General features: G+C 71.4%; 30 protein-coding genes. 9 read left to right on the forward strand and 21 right to left on the reverse strand.

Translation table 11 applies throughout. The annotated features are described in order from the left end of the window. Nucleotides 1-101: 101 nt before the first annotated feature. From ACFRQN_RS26625 to ACFRQN_RS26635, 3 genes are all read right to left on the reverse strand, one after another. The gene (locus ACFRQN_RS26625; RefSeq protein ID WP_380742631.1) at nucleotides 102-668 is read right to left on the reverse strand and encodes a rhodanese-like domain-containing protein; all 567 of its coding nucleotides are present in this window, start codon (nucleotides 666-668) and stop codon (nucleotides 102-104) included. 100 nt (nucleotides 669-768) lie between these two features. Continuing rightward, complete coding sequence (locus ACFRQN_RS26630; RefSeq protein ID WP_380742633.1) at nucleotides 769-1,518, reverse strand: sulfite exporter TauE/SafE family protein; 750 nt, start codon at nucleotides 1,516-1,518, stop codon at nucleotides 769-771. After that, nucleotides 1,515-1,919 carry a rhodanese-like domain-containing protein gene (locus tag ACFRQN_RS26635; RefSeq protein WP_380742635.1) on the reverse strand — a complete coding sequence of 135 codons (405 nt, stop codon included), beginning with the start codon at nucleotides 1,917-1,919 and terminating at the stop codon, nucleotides 1,515-1,517. Before ACFRQN_RS26635 ends, ACFRQN_RS26630 begins: the two co-directional genes overlap by 4 nt. Nucleotides 1,920-2,438: 519 nt before the next feature. On the opposite strand from ACFRQN_RS26635, the gene ACFRQN_RS26640 reads away from it, so the two are divergent. Next, complete coding sequence (locus ACFRQN_RS26640) at nucleotides 2,439-3,593, forward strand: tyrosine-type recombinase/integrase (protein ID WP_241852924.1); 1,155 nt, start codon at nucleotides 2,439-2,441, stop codon at nucleotides 3,591-3,593. Nucleotides 3,594-3,643: 50 nt separating this feature from the next. Here ACFRQN_RS26640 and ACFRQN_RS26645 read toward each other — a convergent pair whose 3' ends face one another. Further along, nucleotides 3,644-3,835: an AlpA family transcriptional regulator gene (locus ACFRQN_RS26645; RefSeq protein ID WP_074003094.1), complete on the reverse strand. Its 192-nt coding sequence runs from the start codon at nucleotides 3,833-3,835 to the stop codon at nucleotides 3,644-3,646. 240 nt (nucleotides 3,836-4,075) lie between these two features. Between ACFRQN_RS26645 and ACFRQN_RS26650 the strand changes: the two genes are divergently transcribed. Further along, on the forward strand, nucleotides 4,076-5,461 hold the full coding sequence (locus ACFRQN_RS26650; RefSeq protein WP_380742638.1) for a rhodanese-like domain-containing protein: 1,386 nt from the start codon (nucleotides 4,076-4,078) through the stop codon (nucleotides 5,459-5,461). Between the two features lie 246 nt (nucleotides 5,462-5,707). Here ACFRQN_RS26650 and folE read toward each other — a convergent pair whose 3' ends face one another. From folE to ACFRQN_RS26720, 14 genes are all read right to left on the reverse strand, one after another. Further along, nucleotides 5,708-6,304: a GTP cyclohydrolase I gene (gene folE / locus ACFRQN_RS26655; protein ID WP_074003092.1), complete on the reverse strand. Its 597-nt coding sequence runs from the start codon at nucleotides 6,302-6,304 to the stop codon at nucleotides 5,708-5,710. A gap of 51 nt (nucleotides 6,305-6,355) precedes the next feature. Then, nucleotides 6,356-6,976 (reverse strand): PIG-L deacetylase family protein, encoded by a 621-nt coding sequence (locus ACFRQN_RS26660; RefSeq protein ID WP_074003091.1) that lies wholly within the window; start codon nucleotides 6,974-6,976, stop codon nucleotides 6,356-6,358. Next, the gene (locus tag ACFRQN_RS26665) at nucleotides 6,970-7,803 is read right to left on the reverse strand and encodes a 5'-3' exonuclease H3TH domain-containing protein (RefSeq protein ID WP_074003090.1); all 834 of its coding nucleotides are present in this window, start codon (nucleotides 7,801-7,803) and stop codon (nucleotides 6,970-6,972) included. Before ACFRQN_RS26665 ends, ACFRQN_RS26660 begins: the two co-directional genes overlap by 7 nt. A gap of 29 nt (nucleotides 7,804-7,832) precedes the next feature. Then, on the reverse strand, nucleotides 7,833-8,966 hold the full coding sequence (locus ACFRQN_RS26670) for a glycosyltransferase family 4 protein (RefSeq protein ID WP_198959378.1): 1,134 nt from the start codon (nucleotides 8,964-8,966) through the stop codon (nucleotides 7,833-7,835). Then, the gene (locus ACFRQN_RS26675) at nucleotides 8,963-9,520 is read right to left on the reverse strand and encodes a phosphoribosyltransferase (RefSeq protein WP_074003089.1); all 558 of its coding nucleotides are present in this window, start codon (nucleotides 9,518-9,520) and stop codon (nucleotides 8,963-8,965) included. The genes ACFRQN_RS26670 and ACFRQN_RS26675 overlap by 4 nt, the downstream gene beginning before the upstream one ends. Then, nucleotides 9,517-10,464: a radical SAM protein gene (locus tag ACFRQN_RS26680; RefSeq protein ID WP_074003088.1), complete on the reverse strand. Its 948-nt coding sequence runs from the start codon at nucleotides 10,462-10,464 to the stop codon at nucleotides 9,517-9,519. Before ACFRQN_RS26680 ends, ACFRQN_RS26675 begins: the two co-directional genes overlap by 4 nt. Then, nucleotides 10,461-11,498: a glycosyltransferase family 2 protein gene (locus ACFRQN_RS26685; protein WP_380742662.1), complete on the reverse strand. Its 1,038-nt coding sequence runs from the start codon at nucleotides 11,496-11,498 to the stop codon at nucleotides 10,461-10,463. Before ACFRQN_RS26685 ends, ACFRQN_RS26680 begins: the two co-directional genes overlap by 4 nt. Next, on the reverse strand, nucleotides 11,498-11,941 hold the full coding sequence (locus ACFRQN_RS26690; RefSeq protein WP_079272247.1) for a hypothetical protein: 444 nt from the start codon (nucleotides 11,939-11,941) through the stop codon (nucleotides 11,498-11,500). Before ACFRQN_RS26690 ends, ACFRQN_RS26685 begins: the two co-directional genes overlap by 1 nt. Continuing rightward, nucleotides 11,938-12,501 carry an SUMF1/EgtB/PvdO family nonheme iron enzyme gene (locus tag ACFRQN_RS26695; RefSeq protein ID WP_074003087.1) on the reverse strand — a complete coding sequence of 188 codons (564 nt, stop codon included), beginning with the start codon at nucleotides 12,499-12,501 and terminating at the stop codon, nucleotides 11,938-11,940. The genes ACFRQN_RS26690 and ACFRQN_RS26695 overlap by 4 nt, the downstream gene beginning before the upstream one ends. An 11-nt stretch (nucleotides 12,502-12,512) precedes the next feature. Continuing rightward, nucleotides 12,513-13,466 carry a reverse transcriptase domain-containing protein gene (locus tag ACFRQN_RS26700; protein WP_198959376.1) on the reverse strand — a complete coding sequence of 318 codons (954 nt, stop codon included), beginning with the start codon at nucleotides 13,464-13,466 and terminating at the stop codon, nucleotides 12,513-12,515. Next, nucleotides 13,456-14,169, reverse strand: coding sequence for a 7-carboxy-7-deazaguanine synthase QueE (locus tag ACFRQN_RS26705; protein WP_241852923.1), 714 nt, complete (start codon nucleotides 14,167-14,169; stop codon nucleotides 13,456-13,458). Before ACFRQN_RS26705 ends, ACFRQN_RS26700 begins: the two co-directional genes overlap by 11 nt. Further along, nucleotides 14,166-14,567 (reverse strand): 6-pyruvoyl tetrahydropterin synthase family protein, encoded by a 402-nt coding sequence (locus ACFRQN_RS26710; RefSeq protein ID WP_380742643.1) that lies wholly within the window; start codon nucleotides 14,565-14,567, stop codon nucleotides 14,166-14,168. Before ACFRQN_RS26710 ends, ACFRQN_RS26705 begins: the two co-directional genes overlap by 4 nt. Then, nucleotides 14,564-15,280 carry a 7-cyano-7-deazaguanine synthase QueC gene (gene queC, locus ACFRQN_RS26715; RefSeq protein WP_338016305.1) on the reverse strand — a complete coding sequence of 239 codons (717 nt, stop codon included), beginning with the start codon at nucleotides 15,278-15,280 and terminating at the stop codon, nucleotides 14,564-14,566. The genes ACFRQN_RS26710 and queC overlap by 4 nt, the downstream gene beginning before the upstream one ends. Nucleotides 15,281-15,527: 247 nt before the next feature. Next, on the reverse strand, nucleotides 15,528-15,905 hold the full coding sequence (locus ACFRQN_RS26720; protein ID WP_074003085.1) for a hypothetical protein: 378 nt from the start codon (nucleotides 15,903-15,905) through the stop codon (nucleotides 15,528-15,530). 288 nt (nucleotides 15,906-16,193) lie between these two features. Between ACFRQN_RS26720 and ACFRQN_RS26725 the strand changes: the two genes are divergently transcribed. Then, nucleotides 16,194-17,504, forward strand: coding sequence for a helix-turn-helix transcriptional regulator (locus ACFRQN_RS26725; protein WP_158077718.1), 1,311 nt, complete (start codon nucleotides 16,194-16,196; stop codon nucleotides 17,502-17,504). On the opposite strand, the gene ACFRQN_RS26730 is transcribed toward ACFRQN_RS26725, so the two are convergent. From ACFRQN_RS26730 to ACFRQN_RS26740, 3 genes are all read right to left on the reverse strand, one after another. Next, entirely contained in the window at nucleotides 17,482-19,272 is a 1,791-nt protein-coding gene (locus ACFRQN_RS26730; RefSeq protein WP_079272246.1) for a prolyl oligopeptidase family serine peptidase, read from the reverse strand. The genes ACFRQN_RS26725 and ACFRQN_RS26730 overlap by 23 nt on opposite strands. Nucleotides 19,273-19,448: 176 nt before the next feature. Next, nucleotides 19,449-20,303 carry an IclR family transcriptional regulator C-terminal domain-containing protein gene (locus ACFRQN_RS26735; RefSeq protein ID WP_380742647.1) on the reverse strand — a complete coding sequence of 285 codons (855 nt, stop codon included), beginning with the start codon at nucleotides 20,301-20,303 and terminating at the stop codon, nucleotides 19,449-19,451. A gap of 97 nt (nucleotides 20,304-20,400) precedes the next feature. Further along, a complete protein-coding gene (locus ACFRQN_RS26740; RefSeq protein WP_074003082.1) occupies nucleotides 20,401-21,348 on the reverse strand; it encodes a zinc-binding dehydrogenase in 948 nt (315 codons plus the stop codon). 899 nt (nucleotides 21,349-22,247) lie between these two features. Between ACFRQN_RS26740 and ACFRQN_RS26745 the strand changes: the two genes are divergently transcribed. From ACFRQN_RS26745 to ACFRQN_RS26770, 6 genes are all read left to right on the forward strand, one after another. Further along, entirely contained in the window at nucleotides 22,248-22,571 is a 324-nt protein-coding gene (locus ACFRQN_RS26745; RefSeq protein WP_380742650.1) for a transcriptional regulator, read from the forward strand. Nucleotide 22,572: 1 nt separating this feature from the next. Beyond that, the gene (locus ACFRQN_RS26750) at nucleotides 22,573-23,601 is read left to right on the forward strand and encodes a hypothetical protein (protein ID WP_380742652.1); all 1,029 of its coding nucleotides are present in this window, start codon (nucleotides 22,573-22,575) and stop codon (nucleotides 23,599-23,601) included. Beyond that, nucleotides 23,601-24,308, forward strand: coding sequence for an ATP-binding protein (locus ACFRQN_RS26755; protein ID WP_380742654.1), 708 nt, complete (start codon nucleotides 23,601-23,603; stop codon nucleotides 24,306-24,308). The genes ACFRQN_RS26750 and ACFRQN_RS26755 overlap by 1 nt, the downstream gene beginning before the upstream one ends. A gap of 116 nt (nucleotides 24,309-24,424) precedes the next feature. Beyond that, a complete protein-coding gene (locus tag ACFRQN_RS26760) occupies nucleotides 24,425-24,997 on the forward strand; it encodes a WhiB family transcriptional regulator (protein WP_380742656.1) in 573 nt (190 codons plus the stop codon). Then, on the forward strand, nucleotides 24,994-25,977 hold the full coding sequence (locus ACFRQN_RS26765; RefSeq protein WP_380742658.1) for a DUF2637 domain-containing protein: 984 nt from the start codon (nucleotides 24,994-24,996) through the stop codon (nucleotides 25,975-25,977). Before ACFRQN_RS26760 ends, ACFRQN_RS26765 begins: the two co-directional genes overlap by 4 nt. Before the next feature lie 83 nt (nucleotides 25,978-26,060). Next, nucleotides 26,061-26,285: a hypothetical protein gene (locus ACFRQN_RS26770; protein WP_380742660.1), complete on the forward strand. Its 225-nt coding sequence runs from the start codon at nucleotides 26,061-26,063 to the stop codon at nucleotides 26,283-26,285. Nucleotides 26,286-26,434 lie beyond the last annotated feature (149 nt).

Here is a 26,434-nt window from a genome sequence, read left to right on the forward strand (position 1 = left end):
GGTCGCGGTTCGGGCCCCGTGACGGTCGGGGCCCGGACCGCGACCGGGCTCAGCGACCGGCGGGGTTCAGTGACCGTTTGGGCTCAGCGCTTCGGTCGGGCTCAGCGCGTCAGGGCCGCGAGCGTCTCGTCCAGGCTCGGCGTGCCGGGGCGGGGCCGGTTGTACGGGAGCTTGGAGAGCATCGAGCCCATCGCGCAGGTGTTGGTCAGCGCGGAGAAGGCCAGCCCGCCGCCGACGGCGGCGGAGACCCAGCGGGCGCCCGGCAGGGCGAGGTCGACCAGCACGCCGGCCAGCACCAGCGAGCCGGCCACCAGGCGGACCTGGCGGTCCAGCGCCCACACCCGGCGGGCGCCGGCCACCTGGTCCAGCGGCCGCCCGGCGCTCGCCCAGGCGTTGGTGCCGCCGGCCAGGGTGAGGGTCGGGACGCCGGCGTCGGCCAGCACGCGGCAGGCGTTGTCGGCGCGCGGCCCGGCGGCGCAGACCACGGCGATCTCGCCGTGCCCGGCGGCCTCGCGCAGCGCGGGCAGGGCGCGGTCGAGCTGGTCGAGCGGGACGTTCAGGGCGCCGGGGATGTGGCCGGCGGCGTACTCGCCGGGGGAGCGGACGTCGATGAGGGTGAGCAGGCCGAGGCGGGGCTGGAGCTGCTCGACGGTCAGCGGCGTGGTCATGGGGGTGGGGGTCCTCTCGGGTGGGGGTGTCGGTGGTGGTGCGGGGAGGTGCGGGGAGGTTCGGGGGCGGCTCGCCGTGGTGATCAGCCCACCGTGGTGATCAGCTCAGCGTGGTGATGAGCATCAGCGCGGCGACGGCCAGCAGGGCGACGGCGAAGGCCTTCTGGAGGGTGCGCCCGCTGAGCTTGTCGGCCAGCCGCTTGCCGTCCCAGGCGCCGAGGATCGCCGCCCCGGTGAAGGGGGCGGCCACGGCCCAGTCGATCGCCCCGGCCGAGCCGAGGCGGGGGATCAGGGCGGCGAGCGAGTTGGCGGTGATGACCAGCAGGCTGGTGCCGACGGCCTCGGCCATGGTGAAGGCGAGCACCGAGACCAGGGCCGGTACGGCGAGGAAGCCGCCGCCGACACCGAGCAGTCCGGTGACGGCGCCGAGCCCGGCGCCCGCCGCCGTGGAGCGGCCGAATCCAGCGGCGGAACGTTCCTGCGCGTTCTTCGCGGGCGGCTTCAGCATCCGCCAGGCCGCGAGCGCCGCCAGTACCGAGAAGGCACCGGTCGGCAGCGCGCCCGGCAGATGGGCGGACAGCGCCCCGGCGGCCATGGCGGCGGGCAGTCCGGCGGCGGCGAACAGCGCGCCGGTGCGCCAGCGGACCCGGCCCGCCCGGGCGTGGGCGAGCAGCCCGGTCAGCGAGGTCGCGGCGACGATCACCAGGCTGGCGGTGGTGGCCAGCGCCGGGCTGAAGCCCAGCAGGTAGACGAGGGCGGGGACGGCGAGCATGCTGCCGCCACCGCCCAGCCCGCCCAGGGCCAGCCCGACCACCGCACCGGCGGCGAGCGCCAGGATCAGCGTGGTCATATCACATGCCCGGCGCCGCCGTCGGACGTGGTGACCGGCAGCCCGGCCAGCGCCCAGGCGCCCATGCCGCCGACCACGTTCAGCGCCTCGACGCCGCGCCGCGCGAGCAGTTCCGCCGCGCGCCCGGATCGGTTGCCGGAGCGGCAGATCGCCAGCACGGTCCGCCCGGCCGCCCCGGTCGGCAGCGGGACGCCGGCGGCCAGCCCGATCAGCGGCTGGTGCAGCGCGCCGGGGGCGTGTCCGGCGGCGAACTCGGCGGCCTCCCGGACGTCCAGCAGCACGGCGGCGCCGGTGCGGGCGAGCTCGTGGGCCTCGGCGGGGGTGGCCCGCCCGGGGGCGCCCGGTCCGTGGGCGTCGGGCCGGTGGGCGTGGGGCCCGTGGGCATGCGGCAGCAAGGGCATGAGGTGTCTCCAGTGGTGCAGACCGGACCGCAGTGGTCCGGCGGGTCGGGGGCGGCGCGGGCGTCCGTACGGGCCCGGTGGCCCGGTGCGGGTGGTGTGCCGGGTGCGTGGCACGGCCGGTGCGTCCTCGGCCCCGCCGGCGCCTGGCCCGTACCTGGCTCGGCGGCGGTGGCCGGCCCCTCGGTGCCCCACCATAGTACCCCCGGGGGTATTATCGAAATCACTCGGCGATACCCCGTCCCGTATCGGCTCGGGCAGCCGTATGCTCGCAAATATACCGAGGGGGGTATCAGAACGGCGCTGCGGCGCCCGACACCGCCCAGGCCTACGAGCCGCCCACCCCCGCACCGCCCGGCCCCGAGCCGCCCAGTCCTATGCCGCCAGTCCTATGCCGCCCAGGAAGGTCCCCCGTGTACTTCGCCCAGTTATCACGAGTCTGACGTTTCTGCCCAGCTCAGGGGCATGATCGACCATCCGGGGTCAGCAAAAGGTCAGCAGGACTCCCGGAGGTACCAGCAGATGGCGACCACAGGCCTCACCCGCGGCATGGGCAGCTTCTTCAAGGAGTGCGAGCATCCGGAGTCCCGCTGGAGCAAGTGCTCGCACGAGTACAAGATCAGGTACCGCAACGCGGCCGGGCGGCAGACGGAGGAGTCCGGCTTCGTCAACCAGGAGAAGGCGAAGGCCCGCCTCGCCGAGGTCTACCACGCGCGGAAGAACTCCCCGCAGAGCCAGCGGAAGGCGGAGCGCATCAAGAAGTACGGCGGGATGCAGTTCTCGGTCTACACCGCCGAGTGGCTGAAGGGTCAGCGTCACCAGAGCCCGACCTCGCTGCGGAACATCGACTCCATCCTGAAGAACCACCTCCTCCCTGCTTTCGGCAGTCGCCGCATGGGGACGTTCGACCACAAGGTCGTGGAAGCGTTCGTCGAGACCATGGAGCGGAACGGCGTCGGGCTGGCGGCCCAGACCAACGCCTTCGTCAGGCTCAAGACCATCCTGTTGGACGCGCACAGGCTGGGCCTCTACGAGGACAGCCCGATGAACGGCGTCCAGCCTCCTCAGTACGACCCGGAGCGGGTGGTGATCCCCTCCCTCGCTCAACTGCAGGAGATCCGGAGCGCCGGCGACGACGCCTTCCGCCTGGTTGCGGAACTCATGAGCGGCTGCGGTCTGCGCAACGGCGAGGCATTCGCCGTCAACATCAACAACATCGTCGCCGATGACGTCTACCGCGTCACCGAGCAGGTCAACCAGGCGACCAAGACCTACGCGCGCCTGAAGCACCGCAAGGTCGGCGAGTACCGCGACGTGCCGCTGCCGACGCGCACCAAGCAGGCCATCGAGCGGTACGCGGACACGTACGGGACCGTGGACGGCTACCTTCTGCGCAACCCCAAGGACATCGGCCTGGCTATGCCGCATCACGTCATCCACAACCAGTGGCAGAGGATCAGGGCCTCCGGGCAGGTCGACATCCCCGAGGGCATGGTCCTCTACGGCCTGCGCCACTTCTTCGCGTCGAACTGCCTCAGCAACAACATCCCGATCACCGACGTCGCGGAGTGGATGGGCCACCGCAACATCGAGATCACCTTCAAGATCTACCGCCACCTCATGCCCGGCTCCATCAGCCGCGCGGCGCAGGTCCTGGATCTCGGTCTGGCCGCGTGAACGAGTGCGGGTCTGCCCGTCACGGGCAGACCCGCACTTGCACCGCCGGCTCAGGCGCCGGACAACCGCTGCTGCCTCACCCAGGCATGCACCTCCGACACCTTGAACTGCAACTTCGCGTTCCGCCCACCACCGAATCGGTAGGGAACGAGTCCCACCCGAGGCGCGTCCCGGTATACCCACGCTACGGACATGTTCAGGTACTCGGCAGTCTGCTTGACGCTCATGAAGTGCTCGGGCACGGGCTCCTCCTGGGTGATCGGTCGAACTCGCGGAGCCTGAACTATCCATGGAGAAAGGCAGTTTGGCCGCGCCGTCGCCGCGTGATAGCGCCTGAAGGAGGGCCGCTTCCAGTGGCCTGGGGGCAGTGGTGTCAGAGTTCACGCGGCAGATCGCGAGCGCCTCGATTGCGTCGATAAAATACCCCCGGGGGTACACTCGGACATAGAGCCAGCCTGTCAGACCCGACGAGGAGAAATCCCGTGATCTTCAGCCAGTACTACCTCGACTGCCTCTCCCAGGCCTCGTACCTGATCGCCGACGAGCGCACCGGCCAGGCCGTGATCGTCGACCCCCGCCGGGACGTCGACGAGTACCTCGCCGACGCCACGGCGCGCGGCCTGACCGTCGTCGGCGTCATCAACACCCACTTCCACGCCGACTTCCTCGCCGGCCACCTCGAACTGGCCGATCTCACCGGCGCCTGGATCGGGTACGGGCGCCGCGCGGAGACCGACTACCCCATCCGCAAGTTCGCCGACGGCGAGCGGATCGAACTCGGCGACGTCACCCTGCAGATCCTGGAGACCCCTGGGCACACGCCCGAGTCGATCAGCGTCCTGGTCTTCGAGCAGCCCGACGACGCCGTCCCGTACGGCGTGCTCACCGGCGACGCGCTGTTCATCGGCGATGTCGGCCGCCCCGACCTGCTCGCCTCGGTCGGCGTCACCGCCGCCGAACTCGGCGCGATGCTCTATGACAGCGTGCACCGCAAGCTGATGGGCCTGCCCGACGAGACCCTGGTCTTCCCCGCCCACGGCGCCGGCTCGGCCTGCGGCAAGAACCTCTCCACCGACCGCCAGTCGACCATCGGCGCGCAGCGACTGACCAACTACGCCTGCCAGCCGATGGACCAGGACACCTTCGTCCGCATCGTCACCGCAGGCCAGTCCGCCGCCCCCGCCTACTTCGGCCACGACGCCGCCCTCAACCGGCAGGACCGCCCGCTGCTCGACCGCGCGAACGCCACCCGCCCCCTGTGCCCCGAGGGCTTCAGGGAGGCCCGGACCGCGGGCGCCGTCGTCCTCGACGCCCGCAGCCCCCAGGACTTCGGCGCGGGACACCTCCGCGGCGCCGTCAACGTCCCCGTCGACGGCCGCTTCGCCGAACAGGCCGGCACCGTCCTCACCCCCGACAGCACCATCGCGATCATCGCCCCGCAGGACCGCGAGGACGAGGTCGTCACCCGCCTCGCCCGCATCGGCTTCGACCACGTCGCCGGCTACCTGCGCAACCCCGACAACGCCCTGCCCGCCCTCGCCGACGACCTCACCCCCGCCAGCCGCCTCACCGCCGACCAACTCCGCACCGCCCTCGCCGCCGAACAGCCCCCCACCGTCCTCGACGTCCGCACCTGCGGCGAACGCGAAACCGGCGCAATCGAAGGATCCCTGCACATCACCCTGGCCGAACTCCCCGGCCGCCTCGACGAGATCCCCACCGACCGCCCCCTCGTCGTCCACTGCGCCAGCGGCCACCGCTCCTCCATCGCCGCCAGCCTGCTGCGCCACCACGGCCACACCGACGTCTCCGACCTCCTCGGTGGCTACGGCGCCTGGCACACCCTCACCCACCCCGCCCGGGCCTGACCCCAGCCGTCCCGGCCCGCCCCGGCTGGGCCGCGGGCTGGGAAGCGGAACGTGGCCGTGGTGGGGCGCGGGGAGGTGGGTGTCGGTCACTGCTGCGGCAGCGCGAGTAGTCGGGCGTGCAGGCGTTATACATCCCGGCTGCTGGCGATGTTCCGGTACTGGTCCTTGCTGGCGGATTACCAGCTGGCGGCAGCCTCGGGCAGCCTGCGACGTTCGGGGTTCCTGATGCGTCGAGGGGGGAGGCGGCTACAGGCGGACGGGCAGCGCGAGGCGTTCGATGCGGGCAGCGAGGTTGGGGTCGCTTTCGGTGCGGCCGAGCCGGCATATGGTGGTGGTGCGTACCGAGGTGGCCTTGACGCCGCGCATGCTCATGCACAGGTGCTCGCCGGTGGTGAAGACGGCGACGTCGTCGGTGGCGGCGGCCTTGGCGAGATCGTGGGCGACGTCGCGGGTGATGCGTTCCTGGAGCTGGAGGGCGTGGGTGTGGGCCTCCAGGTGCCGCACCAGTTTGGACAGGCCGAGGACGGCGGTGGCCGGCACGTAGGCGATGGAGACGTCGAGGCGGAAGGGGAGCAGATGGTGCTCGCAGACGCTCCACGCCTCGATGCCGGTTAGCAGGACGAAGTCGCCGAACCGGCCCTCCTGGGCGAAGCTGGTGTCGAGCCTGCCGGGGTCGTGGTCGAGGAACTCGCCCCACCAGTCGGCGAACCGGCGGGGCGTGTCCTTGAGACCGTCACGGTCGGGGTCTTCGCCGAGGGCAAGCAGCAACTCGCGGGTCAGCTCTTCGACGCGCGGGCGGTCGACCGGGCGGCGGCGCTGGGCTTGCACGGGTATGGACGTCATGGTCATCCCTTGGGGTGAGTTGACGGTAGGTGGGCCGCGAAGTGCGGCGTGTCAGAGGTGGGCGGCGCTCGGCAGACAGCCGAGGATCGGTACAGCGGTGAACGCCTCGGCGTACTGGGTTCCGATGCGGGCGCCCCAGAGCCGGCCGAGGTTCTCGGCCATGGGCCCGAAGTGCTGCTCGATCGGCTGGCTCACGTGCTCGCGCAGCGCGGCCATCTTGGTGTCGAAGGTCGCGGTGGCGTCCACGATCACGTCGGCGCGCACGGGGCCGTCGAGAGTGAGCGAGTTGTAGGTGTCGCAGGTGTAGAAGCGGCTCGGTCGGCCGGTGGCGATCCGAGGCTCGGGCACGGCCGCGAGCACGGCGGCGGCGACGGCCCGGTGCTCAGGGTGGACGTCGTGGAGCGGGTGGGTGATAACGACGTCCGGCTCTGCCTCCAGCAGCACTTGCTGCATGGTGGCGTGGTCGAGCCGGGGCACTTGGCGCAGTTCGGCCCCGAGGACGGCGGCGCTCTTGCGGGCCTCGGCGTCGCGGACTTTGTCGCGGTGCGGGACGACGATGGTGACGGCGGCGCACCGGGTGTGGACGGCGAGGGTGGCGCCGGCCCAAAGTTCGGCGTCGTCGGGGTGGGCGAAGGCGGCCAGGACCGAGCCGGGCACGGCACCGGTCACCACAGCCCCAGTTTCTCGACGACGTCGGCGGGCTTCGGCAGCTGGGGGCTGGCCTTACCGCGGACGGTGACGGGCACGTCCAGGTCGCGACGCACCGTGATCATCGCCTCCCAGCGCAGCACGTCGGCCCAGGCGGTGGTGATCGCCGTGCCCTTGGCGCCGGTCAGCCGGCCGGAACCGGGCAGGTCGTGCAGCCGCATGCCGTCGCGCAGCAGGGTGGCGGCGATCTTCGGCCCGACGCCGCGGACACCGGGGATGTTGTCGGACTTGTCGCCGGTCAGGGCGCGGAAGGCCGGCCACTGGGCGGGACTGACGCCATACCGGGCGATGACCTCGTCGGTGGTGATGATCCGCCGGGAGGACTTCCGCGAGCGGTTGAGGATGCGCACGCGGTCGTCGAGGAGCTGGTAGAAGTCCATGTCCCGCGACATCACCAGGACCGGCCGGGAGGCGGCGGCCCGGGTGGCGAGGGTGGCGATCACGTCGTCGGCTTCGGCGTTCTCGATCTCGACCCACCGGATCCCGTACGCGTCCAGGCCGTCCTTCACCGGGGCGAGGAACTGCAGCGGCTTGAGCGCCTCCGGTGTCGCCTCCCGGTTCGCCTTGTACTCCTGGTCGGCGGCGACGCGCTCGGACGTACCGTGCTCGCCGTCGAAGACGACCAGGACCTCGGGCTGCGCGACGTCGAGGTCGTCGCGGACCGTGGCGCGCAGCAGGGCGAAGAAGGCGAACAGGCCGGTCAGTTCGCGGGTCTTGTCGCGGGAGAAGATCGGGGCGGGGAAGCCGAAGGTGCCGGCCCACAGAAGGTTGAACCCGTCGACGAGCAGCAACGGCGCAGGGGTTACAGGGGTTTCGGGCATCACGACACCGCCTCCAGGAAGAAGTCAGCGATTCGGCGCGGCTCGAACTCGGCCGCTCTCCGATACACGGTCTGTGTAGTCGCGGCGTACAGTATGTCATCTTCCAGCAGGGTTTGTGCCGCCTTCTGGAGAGCGGTCGGGCCGTCGTCGTGGTCGACGAGGAGGTGGTCGCCGTTGCCGGTTGGGCTGATCAGGGCGGGCAGGTTGCCGACCCGGTAGGCGACGACTGGGGTACCGACGCTCATTGCCTCCAGTGCGACCAGGCCGAAGGTCTCCTTGTGGCTGGGAACGATGACCACCGCCGCGCCGGAGAGCCAGGGAATCACCTCGTCCCAGGCCAGCGCCCCGCGCAGACGGACGTTCGGGGTTCGGGCGGCTGCTTTCCTGCAGGCGTCGAGGAGTTCCGACTGGGATCCCGTACTGTCCTCGAACCCCGCTTCGGCGAGGGCTACCTCGAGGGGCCGGTCCCAGTCGGAGGTGGCCTCCAGTAGGTCGAGTACGCCCTTCTCCGGCCCGAGCCGTGCGAGGACGCGTACCGGGCCGCTGCGGCGCAGTTGCTCGCGGAGCTCCGGTGCTGGTGGGGCCACGGTGGGGTTGGGCATGAGTGCGTTGGGAACGACGCGGAGATTGCACGGGCCCCAGCCGGCCAGCTCGTCGCGTACGACGGCGGAGGGCACCAGGACGCGGGTGGCGCGGGCGAGCGCGGGCCCGGCGTCGAGGCTGTGCGGTTTGACGTGGGCGGCGAGGGCCCGGCGGACGTGGCCGGGGATATCGCCGCGCAGGCGGCCGAGGCCCCACAGCGCGTCGGTGAACAGGACGGTGTCGATGCGGTGTTCGGTGATCAGGTCCCGGATCTGGCGGGTCAGCCTGGTGTCCTGGTAGGTGACGGCGCGGCGCAGCACGTCGTCGTCGCACGGGAACTGCACGTCGTCGAGGCGCAATCGGGCGATGATGACGCCGGGGAGGCCGGGGCCTTCGGGCTGGGGTGCGGCGGTGGCGATGACGGGCCGGTGGCCGTTGCGGGCGAGCCCGAGGGCCAGTGCGGCCGTCGCGCGTTCGATGCCGGCCGGGGCGTCCGGGGTCCAGGAGACGAGGACCAGCAGAACGCCGCGGGAGGAGGGGCGGGTGATCACCGGGCGCTCACCCACTTCAGGGCGGGGACGGGCTGGGTCTGGCCGCTGTGCGGCCTCTCCCAGGGGAAGACGACCCAGTCGTCGACGCCCCAGGCCCACCGGTCGGGGGTCTGCGCGCACCCGCGGTTGCGGAAGAGTGCCGCCGTCATGATCTCGGCGGAGTAGTCGAGCCGGTCTTTCAGCGCATCGGTCACGGCGGTGAACGTCGCTCCGGTGCCGGCGATGTCGTCCACGAGGAGCACTGTCCCGGACAGGCGCCCGGGCAGGGAGTCGGCGAGCTGGACCTCGACGTCGCCGGTGGCCTGCTGGAACGGGGCGTCGCTCTTGTTGTGCCTGGCGGCGACGGTGTGGAAGGGCACTTTGAGGTAGTCGGCCATGAGGCGGGCCGGTTTGATCCCGCCGGAGGCGACGCCGATCACGCAGGTCACGTCCGGGTCGATCCCGACGACGGACTCGGCGATCAGGCGGGCCGCGTCGAAGCACTGGTAGTGAGTCGGCGCGTACGGGACGCGCTGTGCGAAGACCCGCCTGCCGGTGCGCGAGGAGTTGGTCACGAGGTGCTCCCGGACGTGGGCAGGCGCAGGTCGGCCGGGCTGGTGACGGGGACGGACGCGGAGATGCCGGTGGCGCCGTGGGTGTTGCGCCAGGCGTAGCCGTCGGCGCGCAGGACGGTGAAGCCGTGCGCGCTCGTGCGGGTACGCAGCCGGATGCGGACGCCGTCGGGGATGGCGAGCGGGCCGACGATGTCCTGGGCCTGCTCGTCGGTGAGCATCTGCTCGGCCGCGAGGGCGGCGCCGTCGCCGATGGGGAGCATCTGGAGGAACGTCACCCCGCCGGCACCGAGTTGGGCGGCGCGGTCCAGCAGTTCCTGGGCCTCGTGCTGGTTGGACTGCATGAGGACCATCTGGAGCTGCACGAACAGGCCTTCGTCGACGGCGGCGCGGATGCCCGCGACGGCGCGCCGGTAGCTGTCCTGGCCGCGCCAGCGGTCGTGGGTGGCCTCGGTGGCGCCGTCGAGGGAGACCCGGATCGCGTCGAGGGAGTCGGCGAGTTCCTCGGCACGGCGGGTGAGGTGCCAGCCGTTGGTGGTGCAGCTGACCACGCTGGTGCCCTGGCGGCGGACCGCGCGGGCGAGCTCGGGCAGGTCGCGCAGCAGCAGCGGCTCGCCGCCCGAGATGTCCACGCCCAGCACCCCCGAGGCGGCGATGTGGCCGGCGAGGACGCGCCGCTCCGCCGTGGTGGACTCGCGCACGCTCTTGTCGTCGAGGCACTGCGGGCAGTCCAGGTTGCAGCGCACGATCGGGGACCAGCACATGCTCAGCGGGTATTCGAGCGCGAGCGTCGAGGGATCCGCCTCGGGCCAGGCGGCCACCTGCTGGTCGTCCAAGGCGACGCAGCCGGCGGGCAGGGGCTGGGGCGGCAGGTGGTTAGTGCCCACCGCGGGGTCGTGCACGACGGTGGTGCCGTCGAACGTGGCGGCAGCGAAGGCGCGGATCATCGGGTGATCACCTCGGCGTCGGTCAGGTGCTTTCCGGCGGCGGCGACAAAAGCGTCGCCGCGGTCGGCGGGGGCGGGGAGGGACAGCAGCTGGCGGTAGTGGGCGAGCGTCGCGGGCCAGGAGGCGAGCTTGGCCTGCCACTGGGCGGCGGCGTCCGGCGGGTCGAGATGGAAGCCCACGGCTTGACGCAGCGGGACCACGAGGCAGCCGGAGGCGATCAGGGCCGCGCCGAGGTGGGTGTCCTCCATGCCCCAGCCCAGCGCCCCGAACTCCTCGTCGAAGCCGCCGACGTCGACCAGCTGCTCGCGCGGTACGGCCAGCAGCGCGGTGACGACCATCCGCGGCAGGTCCCAGTCGTAGTAGGACCGGCCGTACCCGAGGGTCTGGAAGTCGTTGGTGGCATCCAGCGGGCGCCCATCCAGCGCGTCGGCGAGCGTGAGGCCGGAGTACGGCAGGACCTTGCCCACCGGGGGTTTCCAGGTGACGCGGTGGTCAGCACCGAGGAGCGGGGGCGCCTTGGGCAGCAGCGGCTCACCGCAGGGCGACGCACGATAGGCGACGTTGTGCCGGAACCCGGTCAGCACGGTGTCGGCCTCGGCGCGCACGGAGACATCGGCGAACACGTGCGGGGGCAGCACCATGTCCGCGTCGACGAACAGGACGGTCGGTGCCTGGGCGAGGAGGGCACCGGCGTTGCGCGCGGCCGCCGAGCCGCGTCGCTCGGCCAGGCGTACCGCGGTGGTGACCACGGGGTGCCGGCGGGCGATCTCGAACGTCGCGTCCGTGGAGGCATCGTCCACGAGGATCACCTCCACGTCGGCCGCGTGCTGCTGTGCGCCGAGCGCGTTCAGCACTGTCGGCAGGGCGTAGGCGGTGTTGCGGGCCGGGATCACGACCGACATCGTCCGGCCGGCGGCGGCCTGCGCGGGGGTGGGCTGGTGCCAGTTCAGGCCGGTGCGCTCGGTGAACCCGGTGGTGAAGTACCGGTGGGCGTTGGCCTGGGTCTTGAGCGCGTCCGCGAGGCTGATGTGCATCACGGCCACCTCCATTCGTCGAGCACGGCGGCGGCCTGGGGCCAGCCGTGGGGGTCGGGGATCCAGTGCAGGACCGGTCGCTCCGGCAGGGCCAGGAGGTCGGCGAGCAGGACCAGGTAGTCGGGTTCGAGGACCAGCAGCACCCGCTGCGGAACGCCGTTGGCGGTGAAGTCGCGCCGCAGCTGCCCGTTCACGATCAGGCGCAGCCCCTCGACCCGGTCGGAGTCGAGGCGCTGGTCGTACGAGGCGATCAGGTCGTCCGCACGCACCAGGCCGAAGGCCGCGGACAGGAAGCGGATCCGACTGCGGGCGTGCGGGTGATCGGCGAAGCGGGCGTGCAGTTGCGGGGCGATGCCTCCTGCGTAGCGCTCGAGGGCGGGCAGGAGGCCGGCCTCCAGCGCCTTGCGACGGGAGCAGCCCGCGATCACCAGGTCGCCGATCACGCCGCCCTCACGACCCGGAAGCCGATGCCCGGCGAGCCGAGCTCGGCCGGCGCGGCGTTGAGGAATGTGCACCGGGCGTACAGCGGCAGTGAGTTGTAGGAACCGCCGCGGATCACGAAGCCGTCGCCAATCGTCTTCGAGGCCGTCCACTCCCAGCAGTTGCCCGCCATGTCCCACAGCCCGGCCGGGGTCCGACCCCGAGGGTGGGAGCTGACCGGGGTGAGCCGTCCACAGGAGTTGCGCAGGTTCGCCCGTCCCTCGGCCGGTTCCTCCTCGCCCCACGGGTACCGGCGGCGTTCGGGCCCGGAGGCCGCCCACTCCCACTCCTTCGACAGCGGCAGCCGGCCGCCCAGGTCAGCCGCGATCCGGGCCGCCTGCGCCTGGGCGACCCCGACCAGCGGCCGGTGGTCCGGAGCGAGTCCGAGCTGGGCGGGCGTGACCGGGGTCGCCGTCCACTCCAGGTCGACCACCTTCACCGGCTTCCTCCGGTCGCCGAACAGGCAGACGCCGCCCGGCACTGGCACCCAGGCGAGCCTGTGGCCGATGAGGTTCGTCGTCATCGATGCCCCCTTCATCCGGCGATCAGGAACAGGTCTTCGGCGTTCACGCCGGCCCAGACCTTGGATTTGGCGAGGTTGGGCCGCAGCCCACAGCGGGCCAGCGCCCCGGTGATGGTGTCGAGGGCCTCTCCGGCCTGCTCGGCGCCGCCGCAGAAGACGCAGTAGTTGTCCGCGAACCGCACCGTGCGCAGCCCCGCGAGCCTCGCGTCCGCCCGCGACAGCCGTAGGTTGATCAGCAGCGGCGCGAGCGCCGTGCCCGGGACGAGCGGACACGGCAACGGCTCCAGCACCCGTTCGAACAGCCGCAGGAACGAACCGTCCGCCACGTGCTCGGCCAGCCAGTCGGTGACCTCGGCCGCGCACGACCCCTCCGACACCCGCCGCACGTCCACGTCCGCCACCCACCGGAAGCCTTCCCGTAGGTGCCGGTCGGAGTCGCGCACAGCGGTGACTCGGTTCCGCCCAGCCCGGTAGCCCGAGACCCAGTCGGCGAACGCCCGCTGTTCCAACACCGGCTCGATCGCAGACCGCATCGCCCGTTGGACGACCCGGTCCGCGACCGTCGGGATCACCGAGGGCATCGCCTTGCCGGTGTAGGTGGTGATCGCCACCTCGCGCAGCGGACCCGGCGTCCAGGAGCCCGTCCGAAGTTCCTCGGCCAAGGCCTCCAGCCGGCTGTCCAGGCCCTGACGGAACTGTGCCCAGCTCATTTTGTCGGCGCCCGGCGATCCGGCACGGCGCATGCAGGCCCGTGCGGCGGCCTTGAGGTGACGGGGTTCGACGAGGAGCGGCATCAGCGAATGTGCGCGCGGAGGGCGGGAGTTGGCTATAGTGGGCTGTGCCTGGACGGCATGCAGGATCCCGCTCTCCTCCGCACCGAATGCTTGGCCGCTACCCAACACGCGCGGCCTCGGGGAGCCGGAACGACCGCGCCGTCCAGGCGCCTTCTTGTCCTCATCGGCCACGTTCGTCCTCCCAGAGCAGCGTGTGCAGTCGCGGGGTGAGGTTCCAACCGCGCTCCAGGACTTCGTCCGCCAGCTCCCGCATTCCGCCGAGGACCGTCTCGCTGCTCGTTCCCTCCGGCATGATCCAGACGTCGGGAAGCGAGAACGTCTCGACCAGGGAGGCGACTTCGTCGAGCTCGGCGGCCTCGTGGACGACGAACTTGAACCGGGCCTTGCCACAGGCCGCCAACGCCTCCAGCGCCTTCGGGACGATCCGTCGGTCCCCGGGCGCGGCGAAGGCTTCCAGTTTCGGCGACACGTTGAACGCCGCGACCGACTCGACCAGCTCCGGCCGCGGGACGACGGTGCCGTTCGTCTCCACCTCCACGCGCCGCCCCGACAGCAACTGCACCAGGTCGACGAGCTGGGGCTGCTGGAGCAGCGGCTCACCGCCGGTGACCACCACCAGCCGCGGCGAGCGGGCCGTCACCCACGCTGCCAGGTCCTCCACGCCGCGCCGTGTGGACACCTCGCGCAGGTCGAACCGGCTCCAGTCCCACGTCTCCGGGGTGTCGCACCCCGGGCAGTGCAGGTTGCACCGCGACAGCCGGACGAACAGGGACTGCTGCCCGATGCTGGGGCCCTCGCCCTGGAACGTCGGTCCGAAGCACTCCGCCACCAACAGGCCCTTTCCGGCGGCGACCTCACCGCCCAGAACGCTCACCGCTCCTCCAGCACGAACTCGGCCCAACTGCTCGCCGTTTCCGACACCCGCACCGACGCCAGCCGGCCCGGCAGCGAGGGTTCCACGTGCTCCACGAACCAGTCGGCCAGCCAGGTGGCGAGGTTCTCCGACGTCGGCGCGACCGGCAGGACGTCGTTCAGCGTCCGGTGGTCGAGGGTGGTGTCGATGAGTTTCTTCACCGGGGCGAGGTCGCCGAAGTCCGTGACGAAGCCGGGCGGCACCAGCCGGTCGGCGGTGAGGACGAACTCCACCGTGTAGGAGTGGCCGTGCATCCGCGCGCACTGGTGCCCCTCCGGCAGGTCGGGCAGGGAGTGGGCCGCCTCGAACCGGAACGTCTTTCCGATCCGGTGCCGGCCGGGCACGACGACCCCGTTCATCGGGCCGCCCCGGTGGGCGCGGTGGCGTACTCGGTCGGGTCTTCGACCTCGGCGAGCGCGAACGCCTTGATCCGCTCGGTGCACGTCCCGCACGTCCCGCAGTGCAGCTCGCCGCCGCGGTAGCACGACCAGGTGTCCGCGAACGGCACACCGACCTGACTGGCGACCCGCACGATGTCCGCCTTCGTCTGGTCGATGAACGGCGCCAGCAGCCGGAAGCCCTCGGCGATGAACCCCTCGTTGCCGACCCGGGCCACCTCGGCGAACACGTCGAAGAACTCGGTGCGGCAGTCCGGGTAGACGGCGTGGTCGCCGGCGTGGGCACCGAACGCCACCGCGTCCGCCCCCGCGGCGACCGCCGCACCCACAGCGACCGAGAGCATGATCGCGTTTCGGTTCGGCACCACGGTGCTGCGCATGCTCTCGGCGGTGTAGTGGCCGTCGGGCACCTCGACGCACGGGTCCGTCAGCGCTGATCCCGACAGCAGGCGGCCGAGGCCGCTCAGGTCCACCACCTCGTGGCGGGCGTGCAGACGGTCGGCTGCCTGCCGGGCGAAGCCGAGCTCCTTCCGGTGGCGCTGCCCGTAGTCGAAGGAGAGCAGCGTGAGCCGGCTTCCGCTGTCGGCGAGCCAGTACGCGACGGTGGTGCTGTCCAGCCCACCGGAGGCGATCACCACCGTGTGCTGCGGGGGAGCGTGTTCAGTCATCTCCATACGTCTTCCTCGTAGTCCTCCGCTGCCGGAGGTCGGAGTGAGTCCGGCTGTTGCACGCCCGTGATGGGCCAGCCGATGGGCCGGCGATGCACGGACGGGCCGTAGCCGGTTTGGACGCGAGGACCTCGCCCCTGACGATCCAGGGCGGAGCCGTTGTCAGATGGTGGGCAGAGCAGGCGCGCGACTGCGAAAGCGAAGCAGCCCGCCCACCACGTGAATTCCGCGGTGATGTCCCGAAGCCGCTTGGCTAGGTCTCTCCGACGTCGGGCGCGGAGCGGGTGGGGGCCTGCCCATGCGCGACGCCTTGGTGCTCCACCTCGTGGTCGACGAGCATCCCCACGAGGGCGATCACGAGGACGTTGCCCAACAGCCACAGCGTCCACATGAACGTCTCCACAGGGTCGCCGGGCTCTGCGCCCCGTGCCCTGGTGGCCGGACCGGGCGGACGCCGAGGCGATTTCGTGGTCGGCGCATCCGTGGCGAGGTGCGAGACGGGCCCGCCCTTGAGGTCGGGAACGAGCCTGACGTCGGAGACGTCGACGGACGGATCCGCCGGGGCCCGTCGCGGTGCGGCCGGCTGGGGAGCGGGCACGGGACCGGTCGGGGGAGAGAGGATCGTGGTCATCGGCTTCCTTGTCTGGAGAGCTGCTGAGCCGGGTGGTGGTGGTGCCCCGGGCACAGCCGGAATGCGCGAGACGCCGAGGTGCGTCCGGCTGCGGCAGTGCGGAGGGTCAGCCCCGATCCAAGGCGGGAAATCCTTGGGGCTCATACGGAAGCACCTGCCAAGCCCAGTGCAACAGTGCAGACTTGTGGCAACGTGTAGCAGTGATGTTGAAAAGGTGCCGATGACCTGGGCAGTTGGCGGACCGGGAACTCTTGGGGGAATGCGATGACACGATGGGGACGGCTCGCCGTGCAGCGCAGGGCGGCCGGCTACACCCAGGAGCAGTTGGCGAGACTGATGGACGTCGACCGCACAACAGTCCATCGCTGGGAGAAGGGCACGGCGACGCCGCAACCGTGGCAGATGCCGAAGCTCGCGAGACTGCTGAAGGTCTCCGCGACCCAGTTGCGCTCCCTGCTCCCCGGAAGCTCGGATACTGTCGACGAGCTGGCAGTCACCCCGAGGGAGGACGACGGTCGAACGGAAGTGGTCCACCGGCACAGTCAGGGTGAGCAGACGACGGCGCCCGTCGCGTCTCCTTTGGCACAGGCGGACGGTCTGGTCGCCGACTGGCTGTCCGTCAGCTCCCTGATCGAGGGAACTGCAACGTCGCTGCCGGTGACCGAAGCCGATATCGGTGCCGCCGAGGGAATACTCGATCTGTTCCGTCAGCTCGACCACACGCACGGGGCTCGGCAGTACCAGCGACAGGTCAGCTCCTACATCGACAACGAACTCGAAGCGCTTCTTCGCCGCCAGGCCGCGGACGAATCGGTCGCTCGCCGGCGTGCAAGGCTCACGGCCGGATTCTGCGAGCTCGCCGGATACCAGGCGGTCGACACCGGAAGCCCCGACCAGGCCCAGGCGTACTACCGGCGCGCGCTCACCCTGACGGCTGTGACCAATGACCAGGCGTACAGCGCCTACCTCGTGGCGGTGAACCTCGGGCACCTCGCGCTGCACTGCGGCGAGCCGGAGACCGCCCTGCGTTGGGCGGCCTCGGCCCAGGCAGCGGCCGGGACTGCCGCGAGCCCGGCAACCCGGGCTGCCATCACCGCGGTCGTGGCTCGCGCGAACGCCAGGATGCGCAGGGAGACCGAGGCGACCAAGCTGATCATCCAGGCCGAGAAGCTGCTCGACACTGCTGACCACCAGGACGAGCCCACCTGGATCCGCTACTTCAACCACGCCTACCTCGCGGACGAGGTCGCCCACTGTCTCCACGACCTCGGTCGCGCCCCGGCCGCGAGGAGCCAACTCGCCGAGGCCCTCAGCGGTGTCGGCGAGGACCGGGTCCGCCGGCGAGCGATCGATGCCGCCCTGCTCGCCGCCACCTGGCTGCGTACCGGGCACCTCGACCGGGCGTGCGCGGCCGGCCGGGACGCCGTCGCCTATGCCGCCAGGACAGGGTCAGGCCGGTGCATCGAGCGGGTGGCCGGCGTCCTGGCCGACCTGCGGGCCCACGACGACTACGCCCCGGCCCGGGAGCTTCGCGAGTTCGCCCGGGTCGTGCTGCCCGAAGCCGACGGCATGGCCGTCACGCTCTCGGGCGGCTCATGAGGCGGCGGTAGAAATCGAGTTCGGCGCGGAGGGCCTGTTCCCGGGCGGCGGGCGCTGACAGGTAGTGGTCGCCGCCGTCCAGCATCAGGCTGTCGTGGCCACCGCCGAGGGCGGCCAGGTCCTGGGCGAACTGCATGGCCTCCTTGGCGGACGTGATCGTGTCAGCGGTTCCGTGGATCACTAGCACGGGACAACGGATCCGTTCCGGCGTCACTGCTCCGGCAGGCCCCCGCAGCACGGCCGAGTGGGGACGCTGGAACTCCGGGACGGACAGCTCCCACCGTGCGGGGTCGATGATTGCCGAGGTGGCCGTCGCGCCGGCGAACGGCCCGGGACGACTCGCTGCCTGGAGCGCCGTGTACCCGCCGGCGCTCGCGCCGCTGATGAACATCGCCCCGGGCAGTGCCGCGCCGGTCGAGCGCAGGTGCTCGGCCACCGCGGCACAGTCCTCGACGTCGTACTCGCCCCAGTGGCCGTGCAACGCCCGCCGGAACGCACGACCCCGGCCGGTGCTGCCCCGGTAGAGGACGTCGGCGACGGCGAATCCGTGACTGACGAAGAACTGGGTCGTCCAGTCCAGCCGCAGGGGCACATCGTCCGTCGGGCCGGGGTGTGCTCGCACCAGAAGCGGCACGGGTGCTGCCGTCTCTGCCGGTCGGTGGAGCAGGAAGCTCACACGGCCGTCGCCACCCCGGGCGGTGTCCATCGACGGCGGGACGGGCGACCAGGGCGGGGCGGGCACGCACCCAGTGCTTATCGGGACAGCCGGGGCGTCGGCTTGTGCCGCGAGGTCGAGCGACCACAAGCCCGGGGCGGACGACGGGGTGGAGCCGATCACGGCAAGCCGGCCGTCGTCGACCGCGATGTACGGCTTCACCGAGGTGAGGTTCGGGCCGAGCCGGCGCCGACTGCCTGTGGGATCGACAGCGACGAGTTCGGTGGAGAACCCGTTCAGTAGGGTCAGCACGACGGTGCCGTCGGGGGCGAATCCGTACGACTGGTAGCCCGCCTCCCAGGGTGCCGGCGCACAGTCCGCATCGGTGGGCAGGACCGCCGTCACCGTGTCGTCGCGAAGCCGGTAGAGGTTCCACCAACCCGTTCGGTCGGACATGAAGTACAGCAGTCCGTCGGGCCCCCAAGACGGCTGGACCACGGACTCCGAGGAGCCGCCTGCGACGACCCGACCCGCTCCGGGGCGGCCGGATCGGATGTCGGCCAGCAGGAGGCGGCAGCTGTCCCAAGGCATCTGGTCCCGGCCCCACTCCAGGTACGCCAGGGCGTCCCCTGCAAGGCGGGGACAGGAGAGGAATTTGGAGGAGCGAACCAGGATCTGAACGTCTCCGGCCGGAGTCACCGCGACGATCTCGTCCGCAGCGCCGTCACCACGGACCGCGAACACGCTGCCCTCGGGGCCCGGAGTGAGGTCGCCGTAGTGCTCGGAGCCACGGACGGGAACGATCCTGTCCGGCGCGCGGCCGAGTGGTTGGCGGAAGAGGGAACCGCGGTCCCCGATGAACCACACCGCGCCCTCCACCACGGCGAAGCTGCCGCCGCCGTAGGCGTGGAGCTCGCCCCCGACGGAGAAGTCGGACGGCGTCACCGCGGAGGCATTGCCGGATCGCTCCAAACACATCACGCGCCGGACCCCGCCGTGATCGGGGTCGGACTGCAACCACCACAGCGATCCTGCCACGGCCTGGAGTTCGTCGTACGCTACGACCTTCCGCGCGACCCACGCGGGTGACAGCCCTGTGTCCTGAGACCTCATGGGAGGGATCCTGCCGAATCACGCCGGTAAGTGCCACCGCCGTAAAGTGACCGGTACACGACGTTGGGACGCCCGGTCCGAGTTCGGAGAGAGGCTGGGAGGGTTCCGGAATCCTCAGCGCTGCCACCCGGTTCCGTTCACGGGTGGCAGCGCTGGGCAGGCTCGGCGGCTGTGGGCTACATGGCAGCCGCGATCGGGCTCGTGGTCAGCTCGCTGATGCTCTCGGCCGCCTTGCGGGTGTGGTAGATCAACGGGCGCAGGTCGGTGGGCATATCGGCGGAGCGCCGAAGCAGGAGGACGGAGCCCATGATGGAGTCGTGCCACAGGACCGGGGCGGAGACGGAGTCCCAGCCGGGCATGCACTCCTGACGGCCGACTCCGAAGCCGAGGTGGCGGATCTCGTCGAGGGATGCGTTGAGGGCGTCGTTGTCGCGGATCACGCCGGGGCCGGCGGTCGGCGGGACCTCCTCGGCGAGCACCAGGTCCTGGATGGTCTGGGGCAGGTAAGCGAGGATGACTCGTCCGGAGGCGCCGGTCCGCAGAGAGCGGGAGACGGAGACGACGTCCTCGGCGGACATGCCGACTTCGGCGGGATCGATGTCGCCGATGACGTAGTCGGTGCACAGGCGCTTCGCGCCGCCGAAGGGGGAGAGGACGTAGAGCAGGGCGAGGCCGTCGGTAGCGGCGTGGAGGCGTTCGAGGATGGTGTGGGTGGACGCGGCGCTGGGGGAGTGGGCCATGGCCTGGACACCGGCGCGGGCGGTGCCGGTCCCGAGGCGGTAGCGGCCGCGGCCGATCTGTTCGAAGACGCCGCCGGCTACACCGGTCTTGAGGATCCGATGGGTGGTGGCGTCATCCAGGCCTGCGGTAGCAGCGATGGAGCGCAACGAGTGCACCTCGCCGGAGAGCTGGGTAAAGGCCCGCTGGACGGCGAAAGCGCGGGCCGCGAGTGAGGACGGCGGCTTGCTCGGTGCCCCGTCCTGGTGCTGCTCGGGCACCGCGTCGGGCGCGGGCGTGGTAGTGCTCGTCATGTTCGGCTTCCGGGGGATCGTCGCGTCGTCCGGCGACGGCGCGAGGGGGACGTTCCGCGGTAACCCGCCTGGGGCAGGCGTACGGGAGGGCAGCCGGTCAGCGGTCGACGTCAAGGACGATCTTGCCGGTGGTGAGGCGGGCGGCGAGGTCGTGGTGGGCCTGACGGGCCTGGCCGAGCTTGTACACCGGGCCGTTGAGCGGCTTGAGCCAGCCTTCGGTGACCGCCGTGAACAGCGCGGACATCGAGTCGTTGATGTGGGTGCGGGAAGGGTAGAGGTTCGGCAGCCAGAAGCCGCTGACCGCCTTTGACCCGGCGAGCAGGCTGGTGATGGGGACGAGGCCGTTCGCACCGGTCACCGAGCCGAAGACCGCGAGGCGTCCGCGGGGGGTGAGGGCGGCGAGGGTGGCGTGGACGACGTCGCCGCCGGTCATCTCCATCGCGGCGGTGACGTGGCCGCCGGCGGCGTCGAGGATCCGTTCGGTGAGGTGCTCGGCGGTGGAGGAGTCGACGACGGCATCCGCCCCCAACTCTGCGGCGATCCGGCGCTTCTCCTCGCTGGAGGCCATGGCGACGACCTTGGCTCCGGCGTGCTTGGCGAGCTGGACGGCGAGCGAACCGACCCCACCCGCTGCGGCCGGTACGAGGACGGTGTCCCCGGCGGTGACTCGCAGGTCGGTGAAGAGCAGGTGCCAGGCGGTGTTGCCCTGGAGTGTGAGGGCGACGGCGTCGTGGTCGGCGATGCCGTCCGGAACCTCGAAGGCGAGCTTCCGGTGAACGACTGCGGTTTCGGCATAGCCGCCGCCACGGCTGAGCGCGATGTAGCGGCGCCCGTCCTCGGCGATGCCGAGCACCTCGTTGCCCGGGATGAACGGGGCGGGCATGGGCGCGGGGTACGAGCCTTCGCGCAGGTGGACGTCGGCGTAGTTGACGCCGGCCAGCCGAGTGCGGAGTCGAATGTGGCCGGGACGGCTCTCCGGTTCGGGCAGTTCGGTCGGCTCCAGGACCTCCGGGCCACCGAACTCCCGGACGGCTATTGCGCGCATCTTTATCAGCCCCAAGTATTGCATGTTGGATTGTCGGCGAGTTCCCGCTGGCGGGTCGCTCGGACAGCGAATATACCTGCCACGGAACGCCGGATTCTGTTTGCGCATATAGGGGCCAAGTCCATTGCTTAGATGGAGATTCTTGGCGAGTGGTATTCGTCACGTGACGCTGAGTATCGATGCCGGGGTGCTTGCTCACTGTGAGGATGCGGGGGAATTTTGCTACGCGTGACTGACTGCTCTGCTTGCGGAGCGTTGCCTCACGCTTCGCGGGAAGATCATTTCTCAGTCTCCGAAAAAGCCTTCGTTCTTCCCGCGTAGATACCCTTGATTTGTTGACCTTTATCCGGGTCGCTACTTAATGTCTCCCTGTCGCCGCAATCGCGGGCCGCCTGCTTGACGGGGAATTAGGTAATGGAGCTTCAGCTTCCTCCGGCTGTGATTCGGGGCCGGGCCGACCGGTGCTTCCGGGCCTCGCAGCCAAGGGCAGGGTCACCGCGAGTGAGATCGGGCGCCCATTCATTCCCTACGTACGGTGACCCCGGCTGTCGAAGGCCTGGGGACGGCGACCGGCTTCGGGCACTGACCGTCACGGGCGGAGGCCACCTGCCTGCGGGCTCTGCCGGAGCCTCGACCGCGTACGGAAGAACGGGATGGATCTGTCGGCCGCGTTGCCCCTATGGTGCTGCTCCCGCCGCACGGTCAGCCGGCGGCCAGGGGAGGACGGGCGGCTGAGCGCCGGCCCGGTGGGCCCCACATGAGACCGGCGTCCCGGAGCTACCAACTCCTGGACGCCGGACCCGACGCCCCGGAGGGTGTCGATTCACTAACCACGCGCGCAGCGGGACTTCTTCGCACGAGGACCGCCGCGCGCGCTCCTACGAAGCAGGGAGTATTGCATGCCCGCCGCACCCAGCGGAACCCTGGCCTGCCCGAACGCGGACGCACGTCCACGCCTCGCCGCCAAGCTCGCGGACATGATCCCGGGCGCTGCCGCGGTCACCGTCGGCTTCACTGACCCGGTGACCCAGTGGCCCCACGCCTACGCCCGCGCCACCGACGCCGCCGGCCGCCCGATCCGGCTGAGCCCCGTCGCCAGAAGGATCGTCGCGCGGTGGATCGTCCGGGCCCACCCGGACGCAGACTGGACGCGCCCGCACCTCCTCGACCTCGCTGACGGGCAGCTCGCCGTCCGCACGGACAGCCCGGTCCGGGGGCGCTGACGTGGCACGAATACGGTCCGTCAAGCCGGAGACCTGGGTCTCCGAAACGCTGTCCGAGGTCTCCATCCCGGCGATGGTCACCTTCCTCGGCATGACCAACCACGCCGACGACCACGGCCGCCACCGCGACAACGCGGCAATCGTCTACGGCCTCATCTGGCCGATGCGCGACGAGATCAACCGCGCAGAGGTCGAGGGCCACCTCCAGCAACTCGCCGCCGTCGGCGCGATCTGCAGGTACACCGGCTGCGACGGCCGCAAGTACTTCCACTACCCGACCTGGCGCAAGCACCAGAAGATCGACAAGCCGAGCCTGTCCCGGCTGTCCGCGTGCCCGCACTGCGAGCCGGAGCGGTGCGGCGTCTGCAAGGGCCCCTGCATTCAGCGGGCCACCCTCGCCGACGCCCCGGGAGTCGCGGTCGAGGCGGCCGGGAGCACTCCCGGAGGATTCGCCGAGACCTCGGCGAATCCTCCGCCAGCCCTCCACCAGCCGAGCGAGCCCTCCCCGGCGCCCGCCGCCGAAACGGCGGACCGGGCGGTCGACGCCGAGCGCAAGCCGGTTCCTGCTCCCCGGAAAACCGCAGGTCAAACGGCATTCGGCGAAGCCTCCCCGAGTCCTCGCCGAAGCCTCGACGAGGGCTCGGCGCCTGGATCTAGGATCTTGGATCCTGGATCTTCTTTCCCTACGGGGCGCCAGGCGCCCGACGCGGACACCGTCTCGCCCGGCCAGCTGGTCGGCGAGTACGTCGCCGCCTGCGCCGAGCGCCCGCCGGGCAGCGTGCTCGGCCACCTCGGCAAGGTCGTCAAGACCCTGCTGGACGAGGGCATCGCCGCCGACCACGTCCGCGCCGGACTGCGGCGCTACGCCGAGATCCAAGGCCATCCGTCCCGGCTGCCGAGCCTGGTCAACGACGCCATGAACGCACGGGGCGCCGGTTTGGTCCGGCCGGGAATCCGGCCTAGCGTGCCCGCTCACCAGGCGTGGACCAACCCGGTCGACGCCGTCGCCGCCTATGCCGAGGAGCTGTGATGCGCACCCACCGCGACCCGCAGACCCTCGCCGACGCCCCCTCGGTGCTCGACCGGATGGCCCGCATCCTCGCCGCCCGGGGCATCGACCAGCACACGGTCGACGCCCTCCCGGACGAGCCGGAGCCGTACTCGGCGGAGCAAGCCCTGTCCGCCGGGCTGCCGCCGCGCTACCGCGACGCGATCGCCCAGCACCCCCAGGTCCTCGCCTGGGTGCGGCAGGTGGCCGCCCTGGCCGCCGCCCCGAGCCTCGGCGCCCGCCGCCAGGTCACCACCGGCCCCAGCCTGCTGATGGCCGGAGTCGTCGGCGCCGGCAAGACCCACGAGGCGTACGGCGCCGTACGAGCCCTCGTCCAGGCCGGCATCGGTGTGCGCTGGCGCGCCACCACCGCCGCTGACCTCTACGCCGAACTCCGTCCCAGCGCGGACACCGACGCCGAGCGGGTCCTCGCCGCTTACAGCCGGGTGCCGCTGCTGCTCCTGGATGACCTCGGCGCCGCAAAGAGCTCGGAGTTCGTCGAGGAGCAGACCTACCGGCTGATCAACCGCCGCTACAACAGCCTGCTCCCGACCCTGATCACCACCAACCTGCCGATCAAGGACCTGCGTACCTGCCTCGGTGACCGCGTCACCTCCCGGCTCGCCCAGATGACCACCCGGGTGGCCTTCGAGCCGGTCGACCGCAGACGCCTCCAGCGCGCCGCCTGAGCCGCCGCCGCGCCCGGCCGCCCGCAATCACGGCGAGCCGCCCGACCTCCACCGACCCAGCGCACCTCTCCGCCGACGCTGACCTCGCGCGCGGAGAGCGATCGGAGCACACCCGCATGACCACCACGACCCGCCCTGCCCGCCATCGCGCCCTCGGCGACCAGACCTGGCAGGACCAGGCCGTCTGCACCCCGAGCGAGTACAACCCCGTCGACCCGGAGACCTTCTTCCCCGGGCCGGAGGACGCCGACAGGATCGCCACGGCCAAGGCCCTGTGCGCCCAGTGCCCCGTCGCCCGCGCTTGCCTGGACGCCGCCCTCGAAGCCGGCGACACCCACGGCATCCGGGGCGGCCTCACCGAGGAGGAACGCGAACCCCTGCACGTCAAGATCAACGACCGCCTCGACTACAGCCGCGTCAACGACACCCTCGCTGGACGCGACATCCACCTCACCCGTGCCGAACGCCGGGCTGTCGTCCTCGCCGGATACCGCCAGGACGTCCCCGTCGAACGCCTCGCCTGGCTCCTCAAGATCACCGAAGAGCACGCCCTCAAGCTCTACCGCGAAACCCGCCGAGCCATCCGCCACCGGCAGATCGCCGAGGAAGCCGCCCGCACCGCCTCGGGCCGAACCGCCTCGGCCGGCACCGAGCAGCTGGTCCGCGACGCCTTCGGGGCGGCCGCATGAGCACCGCCACCACGACCAACCCGACCGCCGCTCACGTCACCGGCTGGGACCGGGCGGTCGTCATCGCCCTCGGCGCCGCCGGCTGCGCGCTCTCCTACGACGCGCTGCAGCAGATGGCCATCGCCATCCACGTGAGGGGCCTGCTCACCTACCTCTTCCCGATCATCGTCGACGGCTTCATCGCCTACGGGGTGCGCGCCCTGCTCGTCCTGCGCACCGCACCGCTGAGGGCCCGCGCCTACGTGTGGACGCTCTTCGGCGCGGCCACCGGGACGAGCCTGTGGGCCAACGCCCTGCACGCCGTCCGGCTGAACGAGCAGAAGGCCACCTCGGGCCTTCGGCTGGGCGACACGGTGGTCGCGGTGCTGTCCACCATCGCCCCGCTCGCCCTGGCCGGCGCTGTCCACCTCTACATCCTCATCGCCCGCGGACCGGTCGGCCCCGCTGACCGGGGCGGTTACGGGGACCGGCCGGCCGAGGCCGACGCCGGTCAGGTCACCCCTGACCCCGGACAGGTCACCACCGAGGAGGTCGCGCTGACCGAGCGGCTGGCGGTGCTGACCGTCGGTCAGGACGGAGCCGGTCACCCCGCCCCCGGTCAGCCGGTCAGCCGCCCGGTCACCGCCCCGACGCCGAAGCCGCAGCCGACCCCGGTGAGCGCGGTCAGCCTGACCAAGCGCTCTGACCTGGGCGGTCACCCGGACACCGTCCGGGCGGTCACTGACCGACCGCAGGTCGAGCCGCCGGTCACCGCCTCTCCGGTCACCGACCGGGACGGCGACCGCCGCCCTGACCTGGACACCGAGGACCTGCTGAAGATCGCCCGGCAGGCGGTCAAGGAGGAGGACAAGCTGACCCGCCGGGTGGTCGCCGAGGCGATCCGGGGTCAGCAGATACCGCTGTCCAGCGCGACCCTGACCCACCTGATGGCCCAGCTGCGCGAACAGCACGGTCAGCCGGTCACCGCCGACCGGAACTGACCGACACCAAGCGCCAGGGTGACCGACCAGGTCACCCCGGCCGGTCACCCACCCACGTCACCGTCGAACGGGAGCACCCCACCATGCGCACCACCCCCGCGACCTGGGCCGAGGTGGACGCCTGGCTTGCCGTCCTCACCCGGCGCGGCCACCTCCATCGCGTCGAAGCCGGCCCGGACGGCGTTCGCCGCGTCCAGCGTGGCCAGCACTCCCGGCCTTGGACCCTCCACCACCCCGTCCTCGCCCTCGACTTCATCGAGGAACTCCTCGTCGACATCCGCCAGCACGACACCGAGGCCAGCCGATGACCACCTACGCCCAGGACAGCACCACCCCTGGACCGGAGCGTGACCGCAACAGGGCTCCTGGCGGAGCAAGTTGTGGGGTAAGGAGTCCTTACCCCGCCTGCGCCCCGAACGGAGCGCAGGCACCCCGGTCGGCGGCAGACCCAGGGGGG

Source organism: Kitasatospora sp. NPDC056800, from assembly GCF_042789775.1.
Lineage (GTDB): Bacteria > Actinomycetota > Actinomycetes > Streptomycetales > Streptomycetaceae > Kitasatospora.

Bases quoted from the DNA above. Each gene is read 5' to 3' on its own strand.
- ACFRQN_RS26685 (WP_380742662.1), bottom strand. From the start codon at position 11,498: ATGCACATCAGCCTCGCGGACGCGCTCAAGACCCAGGCCAACGCCCAC.
- ACFRQN_RS26695 (WP_074003087.1), bottom strand. From the start codon at position 12,501: ATGACGACGAACCTCATCGGCCACAGGCTCGCCTGGGTGCCAGTGCCG.
- ACFRQN_RS26730 (WP_079272246.1), bottom strand. From the start codon at position 19,272: ATGAGGTCTCAGGACACAGGGCTGTCACCCGCGTGGGTCGCGCGGAAG.
- ACFRQN_RS26770 (WP_380742660.1), top strand. From the start codon at position 26,061: ATGCGCACCACCCCCGCGACCTGGGCCGAGGTGGACGCCTGGCTTGCC.
- ACFRQN_RS26755 (WP_380742654.1), top strand. From the start codon at position 23,601: ATGCGCACCCACCGCGACCCGCAGACCCTCGCCGACGCCCCCTCGGTG.
- ACFRQN_RS26630 (WP_380742633.1), bottom strand. From the start codon at position 1,518: ATGACCACGCTGATCCTGGCGCTCGCCGCCGGTGCGGTGGTCGGGCTG.
- ACFRQN_RS26625 (WP_380742631.1), bottom strand. From the start codon at position 668: ATGACCACGCCGCTGACCGTCGAGCAGCTCCAGCCCCGCCTCGGCCTG.
- ACFRQN_RS26720 (WP_074003085.1), bottom strand. From the start codon at position 15,905: ATGACCACGATCCTCTCTCCCCCGACCGGTCCCGTGCCCGCTCCCCAG.
- ACFRQN_RS26680 (WP_074003088.1), bottom strand. From the start codon at position 10,464: ATGATCCGCGCCTTCGCTGCCGCCACGTTCGACGGCACCACCGTCGTG.
- queC (WP_338016305.1), bottom strand. From the start codon at position 15,280: ATGGAGATGACTGAACACGCTCCCCCGCAGCACACGGTGGTGATCGCC.
- ACFRQN_RS26745 (WP_380742650.1), top strand. From the start codon at position 22,248: ATGCCCGCCGCACCCAGCGGAACCCTGGCCTGCCCGAACGCGGACGCA.
- folE (WP_074003092.1), bottom strand. From the start codon at position 6,304: ATGACGTCCATACCCGTGCAAGCCCAGCGCCGCCGCCCGGTCGACCGC.
- ACFRQN_RS26765 (WP_380742658.1), top strand. From the start codon at position 24,994: ATGAGCACCGCCACCACGACCAACCCGACCGCCGCTCACGTCACCGGC.
- ACFRQN_RS26640 (WP_241852924.1), top strand. From the start codon at position 2,439: ATGGCGACCACAGGCCTCACCCGCGGCATGGGCAGCTTCTTCAAGGAG.
- ACFRQN_RS26735 (WP_380742647.1), bottom strand. From the start codon at position 20,303: ATGACGAGCACTACCACGCCCGCGCCCGACGCGGTGCCCGAGCAGCAC.
- ACFRQN_RS26710 (WP_380742643.1), bottom strand. From the start codon at position 14,567: ATGAACGGGGTCGTCGTGCCCGGCCGGCACCGGATCGGAAAGACGTTC.
- ACFRQN_RS26740 (WP_074003082.1), bottom strand. From the start codon at position 21,348: ATGCGCGCAATAGCCGTCCGGGAGTTCGGTGGCCCGGAGGTCCTGGAG.
- ACFRQN_RS26760 (WP_380742656.1), top strand. From the start codon at position 24,425: ATGACCACCACGACCCGCCCTGCCCGCCATCGCGCCCTCGGCGACCAG.
- ACFRQN_RS26635 (WP_380742635.1), bottom strand. From the start codon at position 1,919: ATGCCCTTGCTGCCGCATGCCCACGGGCCCCACGCCCACCGGCCCGAC.